The organism is Streptomyces sp. NPDC048270, from assembly GCF_040652335.1.
Classification (GTDB): Bacteria; Actinomycetota; Actinomycetes; order Streptomycetales; family Streptomycetaceae; genus Streptomyces.
In genome coordinates this window covers 79,912-101,284 of record NZ_JBEZLV010000024.1, presented here as the reverse complement: position 1 = coordinate 101,284, position 21,373 = coordinate 79,912, and the positions used below count along the sequence as shown (strand labels likewise).

Below are 21,373 nucleotides of genomic sequence, written 5' to 3'. Positions count from 1 at the left end.
AATCCGTCATGCACAAAGACACCCAGTGGGACTTCTTCAAGGTCTACTTCGGGGCCCGCCTGGAGAAGCTGCGGCAGGTCCGCGAAGACCGTGGAGCGATCTCCATCGAGACGATGGTGATCGTCGCCGGTCTCGTCGTCGTCGCGGCCATAGCCGCCGGCGTGATCCTCACCAAGGTCAACGAGAAGGCGAAAGAGATCAAGTGACCTGGCCCCGCAGGGCAGTCCGACGCTGGTCCCGCGCGCTCGCCGAGCGCGACGCGCGGGACCGCGGAGGGATGAGCCTTGAAATGCTCATCGTCTTCCCTGTCGTACTGCTGATCATCCTCCTCGTCGTGCACGTCGGGCTGTGGTGGCATGCCCGCAACGTCGCGATGTCGGCGGCGCAGCTGGGTGTCGAGTCCTCGCGGGTCCGCGGTGCTTCGATCGGCACCGGCACCGCGGAAGCCCGGGACTTCCTGTCCAGGGCGGGCGGCAGCATCTCCGGTACGTCCGTGAGCGGCAGCAAGGGGGCGACCGTGCGGATCCGGGTGACCGGCTACGTCGACACCATGGTTCCCGGACTCCGCCTCAAGATCGACCAGCACGCGGATGCCGCGGCCGAGCGCGTCACGGTGGCACGATGAAGACCCTCGTGCACCGGCTGCGGGACACCTCGTGCGATCGCGGGGCGCTGTCGCTCGAGGCGATGGTGCTCTTCCCCGTGCTGATCATGGTGCTGCTACTTGTCGTGGCCTTCGGCCGCGTCACCTCTTCCCACAACGCGGTCGACTCCGCCGCGCGCAACGCCGCAAGGGCCGCGTCCCTGGAACGCAATGGCGGGTCGGCGAGCAGCGCTGGCCAGGAGACGGCCCGCAGTGTGCTGAGCCAGCAGGGGCTGCAGTGCACGAGCACGTCGGTGTCCATCACCACGGGCGGATTCGCAGCACGCATCGGTGAACCCGCGTCCACCACCGCGACGGTGACCTGCGTCGTAAATCTGTCCGATATCGCGTTGCCTGGGCTGCCTGGATCCAAGACCATGACCAGTTCGTTCACGTCGTCAATCGATTCGTACCGCCAGCGCGGCTGACCAGGAAGAACGCATGAATCCCGCCCTCGCCGAACGCGTACGCCGCGCCCTGTCGAGTGACCGCGGCTCGATGAGCCTGTTCGTCCTCGTCACCATCGTGGCCTTGTTGGCCGTCGCCGCACTCGTGGTCGACGGTGGCGGCAAGCTGCGTGCCCGAACCCACGCTGAGGGCGTGGCGCATGAGGCGGCCAGGGCCGGCGGGCAGGCTGTCGACGCCGGGAAGGTCATCTCCGGCGGCGGGGTGAGTGTGGACCGCAATGCCGCTGTTGCCGCCGCGCGTTCGTACCTGAGCAACGCGGGGGTCAGCGGATCGGTCAGCGTCAGCGAGGGCGGGGGCTCGCTGGAGGTCACCGTCACCGAGCACTACCAGCCCGTCTTCCTTGGAAGCGGCAGCTGGTCCGTCACCGGCCAGGGCCGCGCGAGCCTGGTCTACCGGGGGTAGCAGCGATGAACAAGAGAAGCACCACCGCCACGATCCTGCGCGCGCTCCTCGCGCTCGTCGCTCTCGCTGTTCTCCTGGCCGGCGTGCCGTACGCGCTGCTCACCGTCGGAGTCCTGCCTGACCACCTGCCGAGCCTGGACGAAATCGGAACGGCCCTGACCAGCCCTGACAGCGGGGCCCTGTTCCTCGGGGCGATCACCCTGATCGGCTGGTACGGGTACATAACCTTCGTCATCTCCGTGCTCCTGGAGACCGGGGCGGCCCTGCGGCACCGCAGCGCGCCGCGCATCCGGCTCCTCGGCGGCTCCCAGCAACTCGCCGGTGCCCTCGTCGGCGGCATCCTCATTCTCCTGCCCACGGGCACCGCGTTCGCCTCACCCGCGAGCGCCGCGCCCGTAGCCGCGGTCGCCTCGGCCGTCCCTCAGACCTCCACGGCCACGCAGACTGCGACCGCATCGACCACCAGCGCCTACGACGGGCCCGTGCACCGCGTCGTGGCCGGCGACACCCTGTGGGACATCGCCGAGAAGCAGCTCGGCGGCGGGATCGAGTGGCACCGCATCATCGACGTCAACAAGGATGTCCCCCAGGCGGATGGCACCTTGATCACCCCGGACACCACCAACCTGCAGCCTGGCTGGATTCTGCGGATGCCCTCCGACGCCGTGCCGGCGGATTCGGCGGGGAGCGGGCTCAAGGCCCAGAATGCGGGCAGCACTTCAGCACAGACCAGCACCCACACCGTCAAGCCGGGCGAGACGCTGTCTTCCATCGCCAAGGACGTCGTCGGTGACGCCGACGACTATCCGGAGATCGCTGAGATGAACCTGGGCGACAAGCAGGCAGACGGCCGGACCTTCACCGACCCCGACGACATCCACCCCGGATGGCAGCTGAAGGTACCCACCACCAGCCCGCACGAGGCAGATACCCCGGCCACCGAACCGACGGCGCCCGACCGGGCCGCTCCCGCTCCCGAGAAGGCGACACCTCCGGCCCCGACGCCCACCCAGGGACCGGAGCAGACCGCACCGTCGCCGGTCACACCGGCCCCGCAGCAGCCGAGCTCGGCGCAGACCCCGGCGGCACCCACCACCCAGGCACCCGCGCCGGCCGAGCAGGCACCGACCGCCGTCCCCACCGCGCAGGCGCCTGCCTCCGACGCCGGAGACCAGGACACGCTGCGCACCGTCGCCGCGGCCGGCAGCATTCTGGCCGCCGGGGTCCTCTCCGTCATCGCCGGGCGCCGCGCGCTCCAGCAGCGGCGGCGCCGCCCGCGCCGCCGCATCCCCATTCCCGCGGGCCAGGCCGCCCAGTTCGAAAGCGATCTGAGGGTCGCCTCCGACATGTCGGGCATCCAGCTGGTAGACCGCGCCCTGCGCACCCTCGCGGCGAACTGCGTCAAGACCGGCCAGCCGCTCCCCCAGCTGGATGCCATCCGGATCACCGCCCGCGGGCTGGAGGTGCACCTGGCGGCCCCGACCCCGCAGGTCGCTCCGTTCAGTGAGATGGACGAGAACCCGGAGCGCTGGTGGTGCCCGACGCGCCCCACCCAGCTCCTGGATGACGACAAGGCCCGGGACATCACGCCCCCCTACCCGGCGCTGGTCAGCCTCGGAGAGACCGAAGAAGGTGAACCGGTCCTGGTCAACCTGGAGTCCATCGGGGCGCTGCGCCTGAGCGGCACCGCGGCGGACGTCCGCGCCGTCATGCTCGGCATGGCCGTCGAGCTGGCCTCCTCCGCGCTGTCGGACGACACCACGGTGGTCCTGGCCGGCCTCGGCGCGGAACTCCCCGACGTCTTCCCCATCCGGGTCGAGCACCAAGAGGACATGGCACGGGCGCTGCCCGAGCTGCGCGCGCACGATGCAATGCAGCGGGGTGCGTTGGCCGCAGGCGACTTCGACAGCCTCGACGACGCCCGCCTGGCCGACGGCGGCGGCGACACCTGGGTTCCCAAGGGCGTGATCTCGCCGCTTGAACCCGCGCTCGAGGAAGCCGACGATCTGAACGACTTGTTCGCCTCCCGCCCCAGGACCGCCACCGCTCTGGTCACCGGAGCCGTTGACCGGCTGACGGTCCCCGGAGCATGGACGCTCCCCGCGACGCCCGGCGGTCCGGTACAGCTTCCGGGCCTAGACCTCGCGGTCACCTTGCAGCGCCTGGAAGCAGAGGCGTACCTCCCGCTGATCGAGCTGCTGGCCACGGCCGACCGTACCGACGATGTACCCGCGCCGGCCTGGACGCACTCGCCCGAGGGCGCCGGCGCTCCGAACCGCCCGAGCCCACTCGCCGTGCAGGGCGACTCGGCGCTGGCTCAGGACGCCGAGCAAGGCGCGGCCTCCGAGGCAGACGTCCCCGCGGGTGGCGGCGAGCAGCAGTCGGACTCGGCACTGGCAGCTTCGGTGATGCAGGTCTCGGTGAGTCCTCTCAGCTCCTCTCTCGCCGCCGCAATACCCAGCTTGTTCCCCTTGGCCCCGTCCGTTGCCGGGGCAGGGACCAGCAGCCATGCGGAGGACGCTGCCGGGGAGGAGCCCGATGTCTACGAGGCCGAGTCGGGCGTACAACCGCTGTCCAAGGGCCTCTTCGACGAGACGCTCCAAGAGGTCCTCGCCGAACGGGAGGATCTGCCGCCTGCTGAGGTGACGGTTGAGCCGGGTGAGCAGGGCGGGGCGACAGATCCGGACGACACAGCCGCCGGACAGCCCGATGAGGCGGAGTCCGGGCTGTCTCCCGCCGCGCTCGGCCGGCAGGTGACCACGGAGGCCGCCCCCGAGGCCACAGCTCAGGTACGTGCGGCCGCCCGGGTCACCGCGGTCACCTCCAGTGTCCTGGCCGCCCTGAACACCGCACCCGAGCCTCCGTCCGCCCCGCAGATCCGCGTCCTGGGCCCCGTAGACGTGATCAGCACGCTCGGCAAGGTCGAGAGCAACCGGCGCAACGGACTCACCGAGATCGCCGCATGGCTGGCCCTGCACCCGGGCAAGTCCCGCCACGAGCTCGACGAGGCCATCTGGCCCGGCCAGCGCGTGCGCGCCGACACCCGCAACACCAACATCTCCAAGCTCAGGGCATGGCTCGGCCGCGACCCCCTGCTGGCGGCCGACGACCCGCAGGGCGCCTACCTGCCGCCGATCAGCGAGGGCGTGTACACCTTCAACGACGATGTCAGCACGGACTGGCAGCGGTTCCAGGAGTACTACCAGGACGGAATGCACCGGACCGGCACCGACGCGGACACGGCCCTGGCCTGTGCCCTGGCGTTGGTACGTGGTCGGCCCTTCAGCGACATCGATCAGTCCAAGTTCGCCTGGGCCGAGTACGACATCCAGGAGATGATCTCGGCGACTGTGGACGTCGCGCACGAGCTCGCCACCCGGCGTCTGGCCGCGCGCGACTACCGTGCCGCACTCGCGGCCGCTTCCCGCGGCTTGACCTGCGACCAGATGAGCGAGCTGCTCTACCGCGACCTGTTCACCATCTACGGCGAGACCGGCGACCGCCAGGGACTGGAACGCACAGCCCATCAGCTGTCACGCATCGCGGTCGAAAGTGGGTACGATTCCGCGCCCGAGACGGTTTCCTTGATCAACGCACTGATGGACGCGAACCGCATCGCGTCAGCCTGATCAGGATCTGCAGTTGCGTGAGCAGTGTCGGCTGATCATGAGCACTGTCCGAGCAGACCGGGCGATTATGAGCAATAGCTACGGTGTGTAGCCATCAGTTGTGGGGACCTTCCGATCTTTCGGCCTTGGACGAGGTGGGCGCTTCGTACCGTCCAGGTTCTTTGCTCGAAGACCCCGTGAGGGAGCTCCTGTTGGGGGGCTTCGTGGGGGCGGTTCCCTGGCAGCGCGTGCGGTCGGTACACAGCCGCGCTCACTACTCGAATGCGTGCTCTTGCTGGGCAGCGCAACGGTGATAGCCCGCTATCCGTCCTTGCGCGGCTGCAGCGTGGCGGTGGACAGAGCCACTGGCGCAGATAAAGCAGAGTGTCCGTGCCGGCTGCCAGGTAGGCCAGCAAGACGTGGATGGCTGCGTCGTCGCCGTCACGAACCGCCTGCACGATGAACTCGATCGTCTCTCGGGTGCGGGAGTCGATGCCCGCCGGACCGGCCGTGGCCCAACCAAGACCGGCCCGTCCGGCAGGATCGCCCGGCCCGGCGCCGGCCGGGGTGCCTGGCACTGCCGTCATGCCATCCCCTAACGGACCCCACCGCAGGTCACGGCCCGCGCGACACTGCGCGCCGGGCCGGCCGCCCTGCAATCACCTCCGGTCCGCCGACCGTAACTAGACCGACGGCAGCCTGCACTGGGGCAGCCCGCCCATCCGCACCCCTGCGCCTCGGCGCTCAGGCGGGCAGGAGACGGCTTCAGTCCTTTTCCCCCGCCAGATCGCGGTCGGCCGCGTAATGCGGGCAGGACAGGCGGTGCCACGTCACCGTGAGGTGATCCCCTGCCGCGGCGATGGTGCCGTCCTGACCGTGGGCCGGTCCCGCTATGCAGGACGGATACACAAGGGTCTGGGTTCTCAGCTCGGCCTGCGCCATAGCCTCACCGCCCGCTCCCGTCCCTGGGAGACGGGGCCACGGCGGTGACGGCCGCCTCGCCGGGGCTGCCGGCATCAGTGTCGCTGTCGGTCTCGTCCATCTCGCCGGGCAAGGGCCAGCGGCCGAATGGACCCGGACCCTCCTGGCCGGGCAACGCCCCCAGCGCAGGCGCGCCTTGGCGCGGTGATTCGCGTAGATCATTCGCGCATTCTCCCCGCCGACCAGCCCGGAACTGCCGACAGCCTGAGGGGCGACAGTGTCAGTGCGCCGACCATTCAGCGCGCAGCGCCCGGGGGTGCCGAGCGACGTACGCGGGTTTGAACAGGGGCAGATGGCGCTGGGTTAGGGAGCGGCGGTACTGGCGGTCGCGGGCGGGGTGAGGACGAAGCCGAGGCGCTCCGGGGCGAGGTGGTGGACGGGGGTCACCTGCCACCCCTCGGCGCGGAAGAGGTTCGCCCAGCGGTCGGCCTCTGCGACACGGGCGGCACGCAGCGCGGGATACCCGGGGTGGTTGCGCGGGTTGAGCGCCCCGTCGATGTGCGAGACCGTCAGATCCAAAATCACGTTCACGCGGTCGGGGCGGGTGAGGGTCTGTGCGCCGACGCGGGCGCCTTCGGTGAGACATTGCCCGAGGGCGGTAAAGGCGGCGAGCGGCACGCTGTTGCCGGTGAGGATGGCCAGGGCGCGGGCGACCAACTCGCGCTCGATGGGCCCGTCTTCGGGACACGGGAGAGTGCCGTGGTGGACGGCGGCGGCTGTCATGAAGTCGGGAAGGTCAACGCCGGTGACGAGGGGCACGAAAAGCTCCGTTCGAACAGGGGGAAGGTCGGGTTGATCGCTAAGGCTGTGCCGGACGCAGCGGGACGGCTCCGTGACTTGCTTGACGTCTGCGTCATTCCCGGCTTCAGCCGCCAGGCGCTGGTGGGACAGGTGCTGCCGGTGTAGTGACCTGGGCGGCTTCGGTGGCGGCGGTGGGCTTCCTACGGGTCGATACGAGCTCCAGAATGGTGCGCCCCCGATGGCTGGCGTAAGCGTCGCAGGCTTCCTTGGGACCGGCCAGGAGGCTGAGGGTGGAGATGCCAAAGGTGCGGGCGATCGCGTCTGCTTCGTCGAAACTCCACGGCGAACCCCCCGACTGGCGCCGACTCACGGCGTACTTCGGCAGATCGATCGCCCGCGCGAGCTGCTGCCGCTGCAGCCCGGTGAGGGCGAGCAGGGCGTCAACGGATTCGCGCATTGTCTCCAATGTGCTCTTCGGCATGGCCCGAGCCTATCAAAAATTGCGCTGAACGCAACTAGATTGCATTCAGCACAATCTAGCCTGTTGCCGTGGGGGTCTGAGATCGCCCTCCCACGAGGCTGAGCACACGGCTTCTGGGAGGGCGCCCGCCCAACAACGGGCTCTCTGCCCGCCGTTGGGCCCCTCCGGCGCTTTCGCCGGCCTCGGAAATTCACGGTGATCACTTCGTCACGTCCCCTACTTTGCCGGACACCACCAGTCCCTCACGACGTGGAGTCCCCCATGACGAGCACCCCCGGCGTACGCCCGGAGATCACCGACTTCTACACCCGGTCCGACGAAGCCTCACGACTGAACTCCACCGCCACTGGCACCCTGGAGCTGGCGCGCACGCGCGAGTTACGCCGCCACCTCCCGCCTGCGCCGGCTCGCGTGCTTGATGTCGGCGGAGGGCCAGGAACCCACGCCCGGTGGCTCGCCGAGGACGGCTACACCGTGCACCTTGTGGACCCCGTGCCCAAGCACGTCAGCCAGGCCGCCGCCCTTGACGGCGTGACGGCCGAGCTGGGCGATGCCCGCCACCTCACCGCCGCAGCCAGCACGTACGACGTCGTGCTGCTCCTCGGCCCTCTCTACCACCTCCACGACAAGACTGACCGGCTGTCCGCGCTGACCGAGGCGGCCCGCGTGGCCCGGCCCGGCGGTCTCATCGCCGCCGCCGCAATCTCCCGCTACTCGCCCCTCCTGGACTACATCGCCACCACCGGCATCACCGAGCCCGCCATCCAGGACGGTGTACGCGACAACCTCGACCAGGGCCGCTACGCCGGACAGCGCGGCTTTACCGTCGCCTACTTCCAGACCTCCACCGAGCTCCGCGCCGAGGTGACGGAGGCCGGACTCACCGACCCCACGCTCTACGGAATCGAAGGACCCGGCTGGGTCGCGGTCAAGGCCATCGAGAAGTACACCGACACCAACCTCTTGGGCACAGCGATGTACGACGCCGCGCTCGCTGCGGCGCGCCTCGCGGAACCACACCCTGCGCTCACCGACGCCTCTGCCCACGTTCTTGCCATCACCCGAACCTGACCGGTCTAGGGTGTCGCCCCATGACGATTCTGATCGTGGGTGGGTCCGGATTCTTAGGCGCCGAGCTGGTTCGGCAAGCCGTAGCGGCCGGACACACGACAGCCGCGACCTACGCGACCAGGCCGGGGCGCACCCGGGCGGTCGCCTGGCACGCCCTCGATCTACGGGATCCCGGAGATGTGGAAGCGGTCGTGGCCGAGGTCAGCCCTCGTGTCGTCGTCAACGCATCCAGCGGCAAGGCGGACTGGAAGATCACGGCCGAGGGACCTCTCCGCCTGGCGATCGCCGCGGCGAAGTCCGGGAGTCGCCTGATCCATGTCTCCAGCGACGCCGTGTTCTCCGGCGCTTCCCACGTCCCCTACGACGAGTCCTGCCTTCCCGATCCCATCACCCCGTACGGTGCAGCGAAAGCGGCGGCAGAGACCGGGGTCCTTCTCGTACATCCAGACACCGTCGTCGCACGCACCTCCCTGATCATCGGCGACGGGCAGTCCGAACACGAGCGCGCTGTCCACGAACTAGCCGCCGGTACCCGCGTCGGTGTCCTGTTCACGGACGACATCCGGTGCCCAGTCCATGTGAGCGATTTGGCCGCAGCTCTCCTGGAACTGGCGTTGGGAGATGCAACCGGCATCCACCACCTCGGCGGAGGCCAGGCCCTGAGCCGTCACGAACTCGGCGTACTCATCGCCAGGCGCGATGGACTCGACGAATCGCAACTGCCCACAGGCCTACGGGCCGACAGCACGCTCCCCGGGGCCCTCGACGCCCGCCTCGACAGCCGCGCAACCCAGCGCAAACTGCGCACCACGCTGCGTGGCGGCCGCCAGTTCCTCACCTCGGCGGCCTAAACGCCGGCGGTAAGCGGCGGCGGCCCGGAGCTCGACCTCGCCCTCCTCCTTGCCCCCGCACCCTGCGAAATGGACGGAGCTCTGGTCCCGCTGTTCAGGCTGGCCGGCGGTCCGTGACGGTTCAACGGTGCCGCCCCGGCCGCCAGGCGCACCACTCCGGTTCAGGCCGCTCCGGCCTTGCTGCCCGACCTGGTTGGTACGGTGTAGTCGCGTACCTCCCTCCAGCCTTCACTGTCCGGTCCTTGGCCCGCACCCGCGCGGGATCCCTTCGCGTACGAGCCGGTCATCGTCGACGTGCCGCCGCTGGGGATGTACGACCCGTCTTTGGGCCTGACCGCCGCCGAGCAGGACGAAGTTCTGCGCCAGCTGCGGCCGCCCGCCGAAAGCTGACGCGGAAGCCCGGCCGGCCCGTACCTGGCCTCGGTCAGGTGCTGGCCGGTGCCAGCCCTGCAGCGGTGGCCTGCTGCATCTGCTCGGGGCTGAGCCGGTCCAGGCGTTTGCGCAAGTTGTTGATGAACTGGCCCACCTTCACCTCCTCGCCCGCGACCATGACCGTGTCCCGCTGGCGGACGGGTGCGTCGTCGCCGTGCTGGGCCCGGAAGGCGGCGACGGCCGCCAGGCCGTGGTCGAGCTGGCGCTGCTGGCGCAGTTCCCGGCCGGTCGGCGCCGGCTGAATCGGGGTGATGCTGATCTCCCTCAGCAGGCGGACCTGGTCGGGGTGGAGTTCGTCGAAGGCGATGCTCTGCCGGTAGATCCACTCCCCGAGGGGCTCGTTCTCGTCGGTGACGAAGTCGCGCGGGACGTCGTCGAGGTTGATGCTGGCCTCGCTGTAGCGGCGGGCAGTGATGTACTCGCGCTGCCAGGTGACCGGCCAGACCGGGTTCCACCATTCATACAACTCAGCCAGCTGTGTCTCAACGGCATCGGGTGGCAGGCCCTTGGCCGCGCGCTGCCGGGCGTTGCGCCGGCAGTTGACCAGCCAGCGGCCGAACGCGTACTCGCCGATCATCTCGTCTGCGGGTACGGCAAGGTGTCCGTGTTCTTGCACGTAGAGACGGGCGTGGGCCAGGCCCCGCTCGGCGGCCTGCTTGCGCAGGTCCCAGATCATGCCGATCGCGTTGAGTTCCTTGATTCTCTTCGGGCTCAGGCGGTGGCTGGCGTACATCTGGCGGGCGTAGTTGATCCACCGGCCGAGCGCGAGGCCGGTCTCGTCGTCGAACAGCTGGGGGACGTCGAGGTGGCCGTGGGCTGCGAAGTACTGCTCGGCGGAGGCCATCCCGCGTTGCCAGGCGGCGTCGCGCGGGTGCAGGACCCGCAGGCGCAGTGCGAGTGCGAGGGTGTCGTCGGGGAAGGCCCGGTCCATCAGGAGCCGTTGGTCCTGCTCCGGTTCCGGCTGATCGTCCTCGTCGTCGCAATCGGTGCGCTCGGTGGCGGTCTGCGGAACGGCTAGGCGATCGGCGAGCCGGTCGTCGTGCGCCTTCAGGGCCTGGAGGACCTTCCACAGCGGCTTGTAGACGGGCGAGTCCAGGAGGTCGTTCGCGTCCTGGTGCGGGGCGATGAACAGCAGGACCAGGATGGTCGCCTTCTTCCCGGCGCCGGGCTGCTGCCGCAGTGCTCGGCCGATGGCCTGCACCGTGTCGACGACGCTGTCCTTGGTGTCGGCGAAGACGACGCAGTCGATCGAAGGAATGTTCACCCCCTCGCCCAGAAGGCGTGCGTTGGCGATCACGGTCCGCTCGGCCGGCGTACTGCCGTCCTCGGGCTGGCCGTCGAAGGTGTTCAGCAGGGAACGGCGCAGATCGCTGGACTGGGTGCCGTCGATCCCGCGGGCCCACAGCTGCTCCGGGTCCGGGAAAACGGCCTCGGGGGTGTCGAGCGAGGCCAGGTGCCGGGCGGTGGCCTGGAAGGTGTCGGCGAAGTCGTGGGCGTCGGCCACGCGGTGGTGGAAGGTGACGACTCGGCGCAGGTCGAGCTGTGTCATGGCGCGCAGCACGGCGACCTGGAGGGCTGCGGCGCGCAGCTCGGCCTCGGCGGCCTTGTCGGGCAGGCCCAGGCGGGTGCGCAGTTCGCTCTCGTGGACTTCCAGGACGACGACGCGGTAGTCGGCCAGGAGCTGCGTGTCGATGGCCTCGGCCAGCGGGAGGCGGAACGAGGTCTCGCCGTATAGCTGGGTAACCGCCATGGACGCGACGAGGGCGGGGTCCTCGCCGTCTCCGGCGGACCAGATCCGTGGAGTGGCGGTGTAGTACGCGCGGCGGCCGGCGGGGATCTGTTCGTCGTCGTGGACGGCAGCCCATTGCTTCCCGATGAAGCCGCTGGTGCGGTGGGCTTCGTCCACGCTGATCAGCGCCCAGGGGGCGAGGTTGTGCTCCCGGTGGGCTTTGTGGATCTTGTTGAGAGACTGGTAGAGGGCGAAGACGGTGCCGTCGGGGTTGTCGTTGATCCAGGCGGCCAGGTAGCCGGGACGGGTGCTGGAGGGGACGTGTTCTCCGGGGACGACGGGGCGCCGGTGGCACATGGCCATGACCGGGCCGGTGTGTCCGGCCTCCCGCCATTCGGTGATGGTCTGGGCGAGGAGTTCGAGCGTGGGCAGCAGCACGAGCTGGTGGCCGCGGCGCACGACCTGCTGGGCGACGCGGGCCGCGATGACTGTCTTGCCGGTGCCGCAGGCGGCGACGACGGTGGTGCGGGTGCCGTGGCGCAGCGCTGTCGTCGCGCAGTGCACGGCGCGTGCCTGGTGCGAGCGCAGGCGCAGCCGGCGCGGTGTGGCAGCGGTGGCGGTCACGGCGGGGTGTGCCTTTCTGAAGGGAGCGGGGGGCGTGGAGGTCAGTACTGGACGGTGAGGTAGTCCAGGTCGTCGAGGGTGACGGCCAGCCCGGGGGCGCGGGTGCCGCCGTCGGTGAAGTACACCTCGGCCAGGCCGTCGGCGAGGATCTGTCCGAGATCGTCCTCGCTCGCGCCGGCCTGGCGGGCGTTGAACAGTGCCTGGGCGTACTCGGGGGGCAGGGTGCGGGTGATCCGGCGCTGGCGCGGGTCGTTGGTCGTGCCCGGGGCTGCGGTGAACCCGAATCGGCCGCGTAGGGCGACCCGGATTCCGGTGATCGTGGCCGCCTTCTTCGCGCGGTCGGCACGGACCTTGGGCTGCCACAGCTGGCGGGTCAGATCCTCGATCTTCCCCGCCATGTCCGGCTTGGGCTTCTTCACTTGGTCGTCGCGGTAGCGCTCGACGGTGCGCTGGTGGCAGCCGAGCTTCTCGGCGAGGAGCCGGGCGGCCTCGGCCGGGTTGTCGGTCTTCTCCTTGGACAGCAGGAACCGGACTCGCGCGCCGATCGACTTGGGCATCGGCTTGGAGACGGCGTTGGCGAACGCGGCGTCGAGCGAATCCTCGATCTTGCCCATGCTGTACGTCACTCTCCGTCGTCGATGGCGGAGTTCCCGCCGCCGATGTAGTTGGCGATGTTGATGCCCTGCTCGAGCTGCTCGAGGGCCCAGGCCATGGACTCTGTGCCTTGGTGCTTGACCGAGCCGGGCCTCACGCCGAGGGCGAAGGCTCCCTTGGCGGGCTTCCCGTCGGCGGTGTGCGGCAGGATGTCGAGCGGCGAGGGCCCAGGGGAGGCGTACGTAACGCAGTCGGTCAGGATCGCCAGCGGGTAGAGGCCCGTGAGCTCGGCCGTCCGCATCAGCTTGCGGTGCATGTTGACGCGTGCACGGGACAGGACTGCCGCGCGGATGTCGGGACGCCACAGCGCCCTCTTCAGCGCCGGCCAGGGCTCCCCGTCGACGTACGAGTCGCCCTGCGGCCGCTCCTGGAGCTTGCCGATACCCGACTTGGCCGTGGCCTTGATAGCCGCCAGCAGCGCGACGGCGCCGGGATCGCCCTGCTTGTGCCGGGCCATCTCCTTCAGGAAAGCGCGCTCGTCGAGTTCTTCTCCCTTAGTGGGGATGTGCACGCCGAGGTCGGCCATCGTGGCCAGGTAGGCGTCGCGCAGCCGCGCGTACCAGGGGGTCAGGTACAGGCCGTTGTCCGGCCGGAGCCAGGCCTTCGTCGGCTGGACGGTCGCGCCGAGCTCCACGGCGTAGGAGAGCGTCGGGGTCGCGTACCAGGCCGGTCCGGTCGGCCGTTGCCCGCTGGGCGTGAACGGGTTGGGCATGCGCTCGTCGACCTCAATGTGGGACAGGTCGACCCACCACGAGCCGGGGGTGTCGGTGCGCTTGTCGAACCGCGGGTGCTCGACGAACTCGGCAGGCCCAAGGCCGACACGCACGTTGTTCGCGGCGGCCAGGAACGCGGTGATCAGGTCCAGGCCCACCACCATGGGCTGGGCGCGCTCCTCGGGAGTGATCAGCTCGTAGGGGCGTACCCACTGGCACGCCTCCTCGTTGAGGACCTCCGATTGGGGCCGCCCGTCGGGGAACAGCTCGTGGACCAGGGGGTGTTCGTCCAGTGCCTCCGGCGGAGCGGGATCGACCGGGCCCTGCAGCGAGCCGGCGACGGGCGCGGAGCGCCAGGTGCCGGTCTCCTCGTCCTTCTCCGCGCGGGTCTTGGGGCGGACCGACGCCATCAGCTCGTGGCTGTTGACGCCCGTGGTGCCGCGGGGGGTGATGACACGCTCGGCGTACAGGCCGAGCCGCCGGGCGACCTCGGGGGCGGGCTGCTCAACGGTGTCGCCCCACACCCGCTTCTCCAGCGCGTCCCAGGGCAGGACGGCGAGCTGGACCGATCGGCGCCCGTGCTCGACCCTCTGGAAGACACGCGGCCACGGTCCGAAGCCCCGGTAGGGCAGCTCCCAGCCGGCCTTGGTGATCTGCTTGACCACTTTGTGCTTGGCGTCGAGGCGCAGGTCGGCGCGGTCTTCGAGGGCGGACGGGAGTCCCAGGTACTCGGCCGCGCCTGCGGTCAGCACGATCAGGGGGTCGCCGTCGAATCCGTGGTGGTGCAGCTTCGGGCTGCCGAGGTGGGTCTTGTCGAGCGTCCAGGTGGCCAGGGCCGGGATGGACCTGGCCGGGCAGTTCACCACGCGTCCGTCGACCAGGTGCGCGACCAGGTGCCCGTCGGTGGCCTCCAGGACCGCGAGCGGTCCGTCGGGGAACGCCGCGTCGGCCGGGCGGGGACGGGCCCGGCGGAAGGTGACCGGGACCGGCTGGGCCGCGGGGCGCGCAGGGGGCCCGGCGGGCGTAGGGGCGGCGAGCAGGGGGGCGGGTTCTGTGACGTCCGGCCGGACGGGGCCTGCCCCCGACCCGGCAGCCGGGACCGCCGGCTGGGCAGTGGCCCAGCACGGCGGAGCGATCGCGGCCGTCGCGGCGGTGTGGAGGTGTCGCGGCTCGCCGCTCACCAGGATGGTGGTGGGCTGGCCGCAGCGCACGCAGTTGCGGGTACTCCCGTCCGGGAGGTCCCGGACCGTGTCGGGGTCGTCGAACGGGACCGGCCCGGTGGGGACGGCCGGGACGGGGTCCGGTGCGGGAACCTCCATCTCCACCACGTCGTCAGGAAGTTCCATCGGAAGCGGCTGGGCCTCAAAAAGCACGGCCGCGGCCGGCCCCGGGGCTGGCCCGGCCGGGGCGGCGGGCTCCGCGCCCCTGCTGTTCACCGGCAGCGCCTCGGTCGCGGGGACCTCATGTGCCGTGGTGGCCGCTCCGGTGGCCTCGAGCTGGCGGCGCATACGGTCCAGCAGACGGGCGTACGCCTGCCCCTTGGCGCCTCGGGGAGTGGGAGCGTTGGGCTTCTCCCACGCCCAGATCGTCTCCCGTTTGACGCCCAGGTAGTCAGCGAGCTGCCGCTTGGTCCAGCCCCAGGCTTCCCGCAGCTCGGCGCGCTCCGCCGGGGGCGGAATGGGCGGGACGGGCCCCAGGCTCAACGCCAGAGCCAGCGCGTCGCCCTCGGTGCTGCCGAGCTCGGTCATGCCACCCTCCTACTGAAACACACACGATTCTAACGCAATCCCAACTTGTGATGCCTGGCTCTCCATGCACACGGGGATGATCGTCATCAGGCCGGCGGGCGCCCTGCGGAGACGGCCATCCCCGTGCGGCAGGGCTCAGGACCAGCGGCCCTGCCACTCGGCACGGACCTCGTCCCAGACGTGCTCGATCCACCACAACCGCATCGGATTCTTCCTCCAGTACTTCCGGGCGATCCAGCGGTACCGGCCGGGACGCAGCCGTCCAGCGGCGCCGGAAGTGAGATCCGGGTCATCTGCGTGAGCGGGCGTTCGCGGTACTCATGGACGGCGCTCCAGGCATCCAGCTCCGCGTCGCCGGTCGGGTAGCGGGGCTCAGCGGGGATGCCGTGACGGGCGCACAAGGCCGTCCAGGCGCAGAACAGGGCTTCGTCGTACGTCTCGGGGCTGCTGTGGTGCTGGAAGCGAAAGCGGGGCATGGGGAGTTCCTCGTTCTGTGTTCAGGTCGTGGTGGTGGAGGCGACTACGTACGGGCAGCGGGGCCGGTGTCGGCCGGCGGAGTGCGGCGCTGGAGGTGTGAACCGGTTAGCCGCCTGTGGCCTCCTGGGCCTGGATGCGGCGGGCGGTCTCGCAGAACGAGGGCTCGCTCGGTACGCCGCGCACCCGGTACTTGTTCCAGGCGACTTTGTGGTCGCACAGGTTGCGCTTGGTGTCGCTGTGGAGGCAGCGCTCGGCGATGTGCAGGTGGGGCACGGGGGCCTCGTTTCGATTCCCGGGCCCGGCCGCCGTCGGCCGGGCCCGGCTGGGTCAGTACTGGAGGCGGGTCCCGTCGAAGGTGGCGCTGGGCGGGAGTGAGGCTCCGGGCAGGAGGCTGGTGATGACCCGGTGGGGTGCGCCGGGGACTTCGGCGAGACGGACCGACGGGCGCAGCGGCTTGGCCGACATACGGGTGTCGTCGGCGGTCATGCCGATGAGTCGCTGGGGAGGCAGGTGTACGAGGAGCGCGTCGTCCACGGTGTACCCCAAACTGCGGTAGTAGCCGTCCAACTCCGGGGCATGGTTGAGGGTCATCACGCCGTACCCCGCCTGTGTGAACCGCTCTTCGGCACGCTGGATCAGGGCCCGGCCGATGCCCCGGCGACGTTGGTCGGGGTGGACGGCCACGGCGTGGATCATGCCCAGGTGCGAGATCATCCGGTCGGTCAGGGCCAGGGTGTCGATGCCGGGGTGTTCGAGGACCCATCTGGGAACACCGCCGAGCAGCGCGCCCACGGCGGTGCCGGTGCTGTCCTCGGCGAGCAGGCACAGGTCCCGGTGGTGGGAGAGCGGCCGTCCGGGGTGCCGGGCCAGGATGTCCCGCGCGAGGCCGAAGGGGTCGGGGTCGTGGGGGTCGGCGTGAGCGATCAGGTTCATATAGGCGGTGGTGTCGGCGTGGCCCGCGACGCGGATCGTGAACGGGGCGGTGTCCGGTACGGACCCGAGGGTGGGAAGGGAAGAGGACATGGTGGAGGACTCCCGGAAGTGGCGGGCGACGGTCAGCGGCGGGTGAAGGGGTTTACACGGCGGAGCACGCTTTCAAGCGTGTGGTCGTAGGAGGTGCCCATCGGGTCGCGGGTGGTGCGGCGCTGCGGGTCGTAGCCGTACGCCCTGGCCTTGGCCCCGAAGGTTCGGGCGAGGAAGACCGCCGTCTCCAGCAACTCCACTTCGCCGGGCCTGTCCTTCCATGCCGGTTCGGTGTGCAGTACGGCCCACCGGCGGTGGTCGGTGTACGGGTAGGCGCCCCGGTGCATCCGGCGCGGGACGAAGCCCCATTTCGCCTCGAACGCTTCCCAGTAGTCATGGACCGCTGCGGAGGGGTGGCCCGCATACGGCTCGCGGTGGATGACCGCTTCGGGCTCGTCGAGCAGCCAGGTGACGCGGTGGGGCTTGTCCCACATGGCGCCGCTGTCCATGAAGGTGCCGCCACTCGGTGCGGTCGCCGTCCAGATCTCCGGTTCGGTCCACGGGCCACCGTCGGCGGCGGGCCGTTCTTTGGGGCCGACCCCCGCGACGACCACGGTCGAGGTGCCGTCGGAGTTGTCCCGGCGCCATGCGTACTCGTCTGCCGTCGCGGTGAAGTCGATCCCGGGGCTCCACTGCGGAGCGTCGGGGAATGCGGCTCGGGGAACGACAGGACGACCGCGACCTGACCGCGGCTGTTCTCGTGGCGGGGGTTCCAGGACTCGTTGATGGTGGCCTCTATGTGACGGCGTAGGCTTCGCTTCACGTCTTCAAGCTCCCAACAAGGGGAAAGGGGCGGCGCGGTCCAAGGGGACCGGCGTGCCGTCGGATGCCGGCCAGCGGGCGGCGGTGATGACCGCCGTGCCCTTGGCGACATCCACAGACTACATAGATTCATAGACTTAAGAAATCAAAAATGGGCGTCGAACCCACTTGACTCGACATTGGCCAAACTCTGTGCGACATCCCGTGGGTTGCTCTGAGCCCTCACGAGTCCTCAACTGCGTGGCCAGGCGGTTCGTCCTCTCTCCCGCAGCAGTTCGCGGGCTGACGTAACTTCGGGATTCCTGAAGCGTTCTCACCGTGTCCGATCGGTTCACGATCGTGCTGAAGGTGAGGAGGCTCGGGTTGACGCTGGCTGTCGTACGGGATCTGCGCGATGTCCGGCCGCCGGCCACGGCGGAGGAACTGGAGCAGTTCGAGACCGACGTGCTGGCGGGGTTCGTGCTGGCGCGGGCCTCGGCGGGGCTGGCGGACGGCACGATCCGCGGAGACGTCGGGCACCTGGAGCAGATGCGGTCCTGGTTCGGCCGGCCGCTGTGGGAGATGGAGCCGCCCGACGCCGACGCGTACTTCGGGAAGGTGCTGCGGGCCTCGCCGAGCGGCACCCGGCTGGGGCGCTCTCAGGCGCTGACCACGTACTTCCTGTTCCTGGAGCTGCGGCACAAGGTCGAGATCCACCGGATGACCGGTCGGGTGATCGAGTGCCCGATTGACGAGATGAACCGGCCGCGCGGCGCGAAGGACGCGGCATTGCGGATTCCGCCGTCCGGGCCGGAGGTCAAGACGCTGTTCGCCAGCTGGGGCGGCGAGCTGGCGACCTGCCGGAAGTTCGCCCCGACTGCCCGAAACTACACCGCTTCCAAGCTGATGTCCCAGGTCGGGCTGCGGGTCAGCGAAGCGTGCAAGCTCGATCTGGCGGACATCAAGTGGGACCTGGGCCGCTTCGGCAAGCTCCACGTCCGCCACGGCAAGGGCGCCCGGGGCTCGGGTCCGCGCGAGCGGATGGTCCCCTTGATCAACGGCGCCGACCGCACGTTGCGATGGTTCATCGAGGACGTCTGGGGCCAGTTCGACGACGACCACACCCGACCCGGCGCCCCGCTGTTCCCCTCCGAGCGCAGATGCTCCGACGGCTCCTCGGGCCGGGTCGGCGACGATGCCCTGCGCGGCGGTCTCAAGGCCGCGGCCACAGCACATCTGCCTGGCTGGGGCGACAAGCTCACCCCGCACGTCCTGCGGCATTTCTGTGCGTCCGAGCTCTACCTCGGCGGACTCGACCTGATCGCGATCCAGGAAGTCCTCGGACATTCCTGGATCGCTACGACCATGCGATACGTCCATGTCCAGCAGACTCGGGTCGAGGACGCCTGGGTGGCCGGGCAGCAGCGGGCCGCGAAGCGGCTGGAAGGGCTTCTGCGATGAAGTGGAACCTGCGGCTGACCGCCGCGAACAAGGGGATCTGGAAAGCCTCCGAGCTCCAGCGGAGCCTGGCCGAGCACGGCCTGGTCATCTCGGCCGGGAAGATGTCCGGGCTATGGTCCGGCCAGCCGGTCTCCCTCAAGATGGAGGACCTGGACGTCATCTGCGTCGTCCTCGGCTGCGAGATTGGCGACCTCCTGATCCCCGAGCCGGAGAAGGTACACCGCCCCGGCCAGGAGGAGACGGTCCGGGTCGCTGTCGGCTCGGGGACCGCCGCGCCGAAGGTGATCCCCAAGCGCCGGGACGGCCGGTCGCTGCCCCCGGAGTGAGCCCGTGGCACGCTTCCCGAAGGGCTACGTCAAGCCGACCAGCTCCTGCCCTGGTTGCCTGGCCTGGGGCGACTTCCGCGGACGGCTCTGCCACACCTGCTACATGTTCGGCCGCGGGCACGACGCGGCGGAATGCGCCGGCTGCCGTCGCGTCCAGCCGTTGAAGTGGGACTACTGTCGTTTGTGCTGGTGCCAGGCCCGCCTCGGCGCGAAGACAGCCGACGGCCAGGCGGCAGAAGGGCAAGACGTGCGGGAGCGGCTTGCCGCCGTCCGGCACCAGCAGCTGTTCTTCGTGGGGATGCACTACCGCAGAAGGCCAACGCCTCCAGCCCGGCGGAAGGGAGGACGGCGTGGCCCCCCGCGCAAACCGCCTCCCGCGCCGACCTGGCATCCCGACCCCGGCTGGCGGCAGCCGCCGCTGTTCGAGCAGATCCCCCGGCGCTTCGATCGGCTCGACCCGGCCGACGCCGACCTGGCCAGCCCGTGGCTTGCCTGGGCGAAGTACCTCGCCCACCGGTTCGCCGAGGCACGCGGCTGGGGACGCAACATCCGCTTCGCGGTCAACCGCGGCCTGGCCGTCGTCCTCACCGGTCACGTCGAGGGCGACGTCATCCGGCACACGGAGATCTTCTCCCCGCTGCGGACCCTGGACCTGCCCGTCGGCCACATCGTCACAGTCCTGGAGGAGATGGGGATCTTCGAGGACGACAGCGAGCCATCCTTCGAGCGCTGGCTCGTCGGACGCCTGGAAGGGCTCGCACCCGGCATTGGTTCGGAAGCCGAGCGCTGGACCCGAGCCCTGCGCGACGGCGGCCCTCGCAGCCTCCCGCGCAAGGAGGGCACGGTCTGGCTCTCCCTCAACCACGTCCGGCCAGCCCTGCTGAAGTGGTCGAACCGCTACGACCACCTACGGGAGGTGACCCGCGATGACGTCCTCGCCCACGTCAAGAGGCTGCACGGGCACCAGAGGCGTGACCAGCTCGTCGCCCTGCGGTCCCTGTTCACCTGGGCCAAACGGCAGGGGCTGATCTTCCGGAACCCCACCAGCCGGATCAAGGTCGGGCAGAACGAGTACGCCGTGCTGCAACCGCTCCTCCCCGATCAGGTCGAGCACTCCGTCGCGGCTGCGATGACCCCGGCGGCGCGGCTCGTCCTCGCCCTCGCAGCCGTCCACGCCGCCCGGGTCGCCCAGATCGCCGCCCTCATGCTCGACGATGTCGATCTCGGCAACCGCCGGCTGACCATCGCCGGACGGGCCCGGCCTCTCGACGACCTCACCCTGAAGCTCCTGATGGGCTGGCTGGATCACCGGCGCCGCCGGTGGCCGAGCACCGCGAACCTCCACCTGCTGATCAACAACCAGACCGCCAATACGACCGGCCGGGCCAGCAACCACTGGATCAGTGCTCCGCTACGAGGGCAGGACGCCACCCTGGAGCGGCTTCGCGTTGACCGGCAGCTCGAAGAGGCCCTGACCCACGGGCCTGACCCACTCCATCTCGCGGAAGTTTTCGGGCTCGACGAGAAGACTGCAATGCGCTACGCGGACTCCGCACGAACCCTGCTGGAACAGGCCGCTGAACAGCACCTTCAATGAAATCTGCTCGACCGGAAAGCATCATGAAGGGAATCATGGATGAGTGACGTCCACCGAAGCAGCAGCAATCGCTCTCCAAGACCATGCCGCCCTCTGGAGCATGGGCGAAATCCGCGCGAGCGATGTCGTGAATGCCGCCTGTGATGCGCTCGTCGCGGGACTCGACACCCCCGGCCTCCGCATCCTCGCCGCCTGCACGCGCGCCGAGGCGGACTACGACGTCCACCACCTGCTTCCCGAAGCACTCGACGAACTCGGCCTCACCTTCTATCCGGTCGCCAGCGAAGCCGGCCAAGAGGCCGCCGCCCGAGCCCTCGCACGCCGCATGCTCGCCGGAGAGCTCACGCCTCGGGAGTTCACCTTCCGGATTCACCAGCGCCACGGACATGAGCTGCCCCTGACCGAGCGCCTCGCTGAACTCGACGACGAGTACGACATCCTCGAATACGGCGACAGAACCGTGGACCAGGTCGATGCCGAGGTCACCGCCGAAGCCCGCCGCCTCGCAGCCCACCCCACGGTTCCCGCCGAACCCACGGATTCGCCCAGCTGATGCACACGGACCGACCCGCGAGTTCCCGCTGAACAGACTTCGGTTTTCC

At 69.8% G+C, this 21,373-nt stretch carries 20 protein-coding genes; 11 read left to right on the top strand and 9 right to left on the bottom strand.

Features of this window, described 5'->3' with window-relative positions:
* Positions 1-8: 8 nt before the first annotated feature.
* From AB0D66_RS22145 to AB0D66_RS22125, 5 genes are all read left to right on the top strand, one after another.
* The gene (locus AB0D66_RS22145; protein WP_362306026.1) at positions 9-206 is read left to right on the top strand and encodes a hypothetical protein; all 198 of its coding nucleotides are present in this window, start codon (positions 9-11) and stop codon (positions 204-206) included.
* 71 nt (positions 207-277) lie between these two features.
* A complete protein-coding gene (locus AB0D66_RS22140) occupies positions 278-625 on the top strand; it encodes a TadE/TadG family type IV pilus assembly protein (protein WP_362306023.1) in 348 nt (115 codons plus the stop codon).
* Positions 622-1,071 (top strand): TadE/TadG family type IV pilus assembly protein, encoded by a 450-nt coding sequence (locus tag AB0D66_RS22135; protein ID WP_362306020.1) that lies wholly within the window; start codon positions 622-624, stop codon positions 1,069-1,071. The genes AB0D66_RS22140 and AB0D66_RS22135 overlap by 4 nt, the downstream gene beginning before the upstream one ends.
* A 13-nt stretch (positions 1,072-1,084) precedes the next feature.
* Complete coding sequence (locus tag AB0D66_RS22130; RefSeq protein ID WP_362306016.1) at positions 1,085-1,513, top strand: pilus assembly protein TadG-related protein; 429 nt, start codon at positions 1,085-1,087, stop codon at positions 1,511-1,513.
* Positions 1,514-1,518: 5 nt separating this feature from the next.
* On the top strand, positions 1,519-5,142 hold the full coding sequence (locus AB0D66_RS22125) for a LysM peptidoglycan-binding domain-containing protein (RefSeq protein ID WP_362306013.1): 3,624 nt from the start codon (positions 1,519-1,521) through the stop codon (positions 5,140-5,142).
* Between the two features lie 744 nt (positions 5,143-5,886).
* Here AB0D66_RS22125 and AB0D66_RS22120 read toward each other — a convergent pair.
* From AB0D66_RS22120 to AB0D66_RS22110, 3 genes are all read right to left on the bottom strand, one after another.
* Positions 5,887-6,063: a hypothetical protein gene (locus AB0D66_RS22120; RefSeq protein ID WP_362306010.1), complete on the bottom strand. Its 177-nt coding sequence runs from the start codon at positions 6,061-6,063 to the stop codon at positions 5,887-5,889.
* 342 nt (positions 6,064-6,405) lie between these two features.
* Positions 6,406-6,861 (bottom strand): hypothetical protein, encoded by a 456-nt coding sequence (locus tag AB0D66_RS22115; protein ID WP_362306007.1) that lies wholly within the window; start codon positions 6,859-6,861, stop codon positions 6,406-6,408.
* Between the two features lie 106 nt (positions 6,862-6,967).
* Positions 6,968-7,324, bottom strand: a complete 357-nt coding sequence (locus AB0D66_RS22110) for a helix-turn-helix domain-containing protein (RefSeq protein ID WP_362306004.1) — start codon at positions 7,322-7,324, stop codon at positions 6,968-6,970.
* A 261-nt stretch (positions 7,325-7,585) separates the two neighbouring features.
* Between AB0D66_RS22110 and AB0D66_RS22105 the strand changes: the two genes are divergently transcribed.
* Together AB0D66_RS22105 and AB0D66_RS22100 are read left to right on the top strand one after the other, a co-directional pair.
* On the top strand, positions 7,586-8,395 hold the full coding sequence (locus AB0D66_RS22105) for a class I SAM-dependent methyltransferase (protein ID WP_362306001.1): 810 nt from the start codon (positions 7,586-7,588) through the stop codon (positions 8,393-8,395).
* A 20-nt stretch (positions 8,396-8,415) separates the two neighbouring features.
* Positions 8,416-9,246, top strand: a complete 831-nt coding sequence (locus AB0D66_RS22100; protein WP_362305998.1) for a sugar nucleotide-binding protein — start codon at positions 8,416-8,418, stop codon at positions 9,244-9,246.
* A gap of 424 nt (positions 9,247-9,670) precedes the next feature.
* On the opposite strand, the gene AB0D66_RS22095 is transcribed toward AB0D66_RS22100, so the two are convergent.
* The 6 genes from AB0D66_RS22095 to AB0D66_RS22070 form a co-directional block, all read right to left on the bottom strand.
* On the bottom strand, positions 9,671-12,031 hold the full coding sequence (locus AB0D66_RS22095; protein WP_362305995.1) for a Helicase associated domain protein: 2,361 nt from the start codon (positions 12,029-12,031) through the stop codon (positions 9,671-9,673).
* Between the two features lie 41 nt (positions 12,032-12,072).
* On the bottom strand, positions 12,073-12,657 hold the full coding sequence (locus AB0D66_RS22090; RefSeq protein ID WP_362305992.1) for a terminal protein TpgA1: 585 nt from the start codon (positions 12,655-12,657) through the stop codon (positions 12,073-12,075).
* Complete coding sequence (locus tag AB0D66_RS22085) at positions 12,654-15,146, bottom strand: helix-turn-helix transcriptional regulator (protein ID WP_362305989.1); 2,493 nt, start codon at positions 15,144-15,146, stop codon at positions 12,654-12,656. The genes AB0D66_RS22090 and AB0D66_RS22085 overlap by 4 nt, the downstream gene beginning before the upstream one ends.
* 582 nt (positions 15,147-15,728) lie before the next feature.
* Complete coding sequence (locus AB0D66_RS22080) at positions 15,729-15,896, bottom strand: hypothetical protein (protein ID WP_362305987.1); 168 nt, start codon at positions 15,894-15,896, stop codon at positions 15,729-15,731.
* Positions 15,897-15,950: 54 nt separating this feature from the next.
* A complete protein-coding gene (locus AB0D66_RS22075; RefSeq protein WP_362305984.1) occupies positions 15,951-16,646 on the bottom strand; it encodes a GNAT family N-acetyltransferase in 696 nt (231 codons plus the stop codon).
* 32 nt (positions 16,647-16,678) lie between these two features.
* Positions 16,679-17,200, bottom strand: a complete 522-nt coding sequence (locus tag AB0D66_RS22070; RefSeq protein ID WP_362305981.1) for a hypothetical protein — start codon at positions 17,198-17,200, stop codon at positions 16,679-16,681.
* Positions 17,201-17,771: 571 nt separating this feature from the next.
* Here AB0D66_RS22070 and AB0D66_RS22065 point away from each other — a divergent pair.
* The 4 genes from AB0D66_RS22065 (at position 17,772) to AB0D66_RS22050 (ending at position 21,324) form a co-directional block, all read left to right on the top strand.
* Positions 17,772-18,848 (top strand): site-specific integrase, encoded by a 1,077-nt coding sequence (locus tag AB0D66_RS22065; protein ID WP_362305978.1) that lies wholly within the window; start codon positions 17,772-17,774, stop codon positions 18,846-18,848.
* On the top strand, positions 18,845-19,174 hold the full coding sequence (locus AB0D66_RS22060; RefSeq protein ID WP_362305975.1) for a helix-turn-helix transcriptional regulator: 330 nt from the start codon (positions 18,845-18,847) through the stop codon (positions 19,172-19,174). The genes AB0D66_RS22065 and AB0D66_RS22060 overlap by 4 nt, the downstream gene beginning before the upstream one ends.
* 103 nt (positions 19,175-19,277) lie before the next feature.
* Positions 19,278-20,771 (top strand): hypothetical protein, encoded by a 1,494-nt coding sequence (locus AB0D66_RS22055; protein WP_362305972.1) that lies wholly within the window; start codon positions 19,278-19,280, stop codon positions 20,769-20,771.
* 43 nt (positions 20,772-20,814) lie between these two features.
* A complete protein-coding gene (locus AB0D66_RS22050) occupies positions 20,815-21,324 on the top strand; it encodes a hypothetical protein (RefSeq protein ID WP_362305969.1) in 510 nt (169 codons plus the stop codon).
* Positions 21,325-21,373 lie beyond the last annotated feature (49 nt).

Coding starts and splice junctions, on each gene's coding strand:
- AB0D66_RS22145 (WP_362306026.1), top strand. CDS start 9: ATGCACAAAGACACCCAGTGGGACTTCTTCAAGGTCTACTTCGGGGCC.
- AB0D66_RS22140 (WP_362306023.1), top strand. CDS start 278: ATGAGCCTTGAAATGCTCATCGTCTTCCCTGTCGTACTGCTGATCATC.
- AB0D66_RS22135 (WP_362306020.1), top strand. CDS start 622: ATGAAGACCCTCGTGCACCGGCTGCGGGACACCTCGTGCGATCGCGGG.
- AB0D66_RS22130 (WP_362306016.1), top strand. CDS start 1,085: ATGAATCCCGCCCTCGCCGAACGCGTACGCCGCGCCCTGTCGAGTGAC.
- AB0D66_RS22125 (WP_362306013.1), top strand. CDS start 1,519: ATGAACAAGAGAAGCACCACCGCCACGATCCTGCGCGCGCTCCTCGCG.
- AB0D66_RS22120 (WP_362306010.1), bottom strand. CDS start 6,063: ATGGCGCAGGCCGAGCTGAGAACCCAGACCCTTGTGTATCCGTCCTGC.
- AB0D66_RS22110 (WP_362306004.1), bottom strand. CDS start 7,324: ATGCCGAAGAGCACATTGGAGACAATGCGCGAATCCGTTGACGCCCTG.
- AB0D66_RS22105 (WP_362306001.1), top strand. CDS start 7,586: ATGACGAGCACCCCCGGCGTACGCCCGGAGATCACCGACTTCTACACC.
- AB0D66_RS22100 (WP_362305998.1), top strand. CDS start 8,416: ATGACGATTCTGATCGTGGGTGGGTCCGGATTCTTAGGCGCCGAGCTG.
- AB0D66_RS22085 (WP_362305989.1), bottom strand. CDS start 15,146: ATGACCGAGCTCGGCAGCACCGAGGGCGACGCGCTGGCTCTGGCGTTG.
- AB0D66_RS22075 (WP_362305984.1), bottom strand. CDS start 16,646: ATGTCCTCTTCCCTTCCCACCCTCGGGTCCGTACCGGACACCGCCCCG.
- AB0D66_RS22060 (WP_362305975.1), top strand. CDS start 18,845: ATGAAGTGGAACCTGCGGCTGACCGCCGCGAACAAGGGGATCTGGAAA.
- AB0D66_RS22055 (WP_362305972.1), top strand. CDS start 19,278: ATGTTCGGCCGCGGGCACGACGCGGCGGAATGCGCCGGCTGCCGTCGC.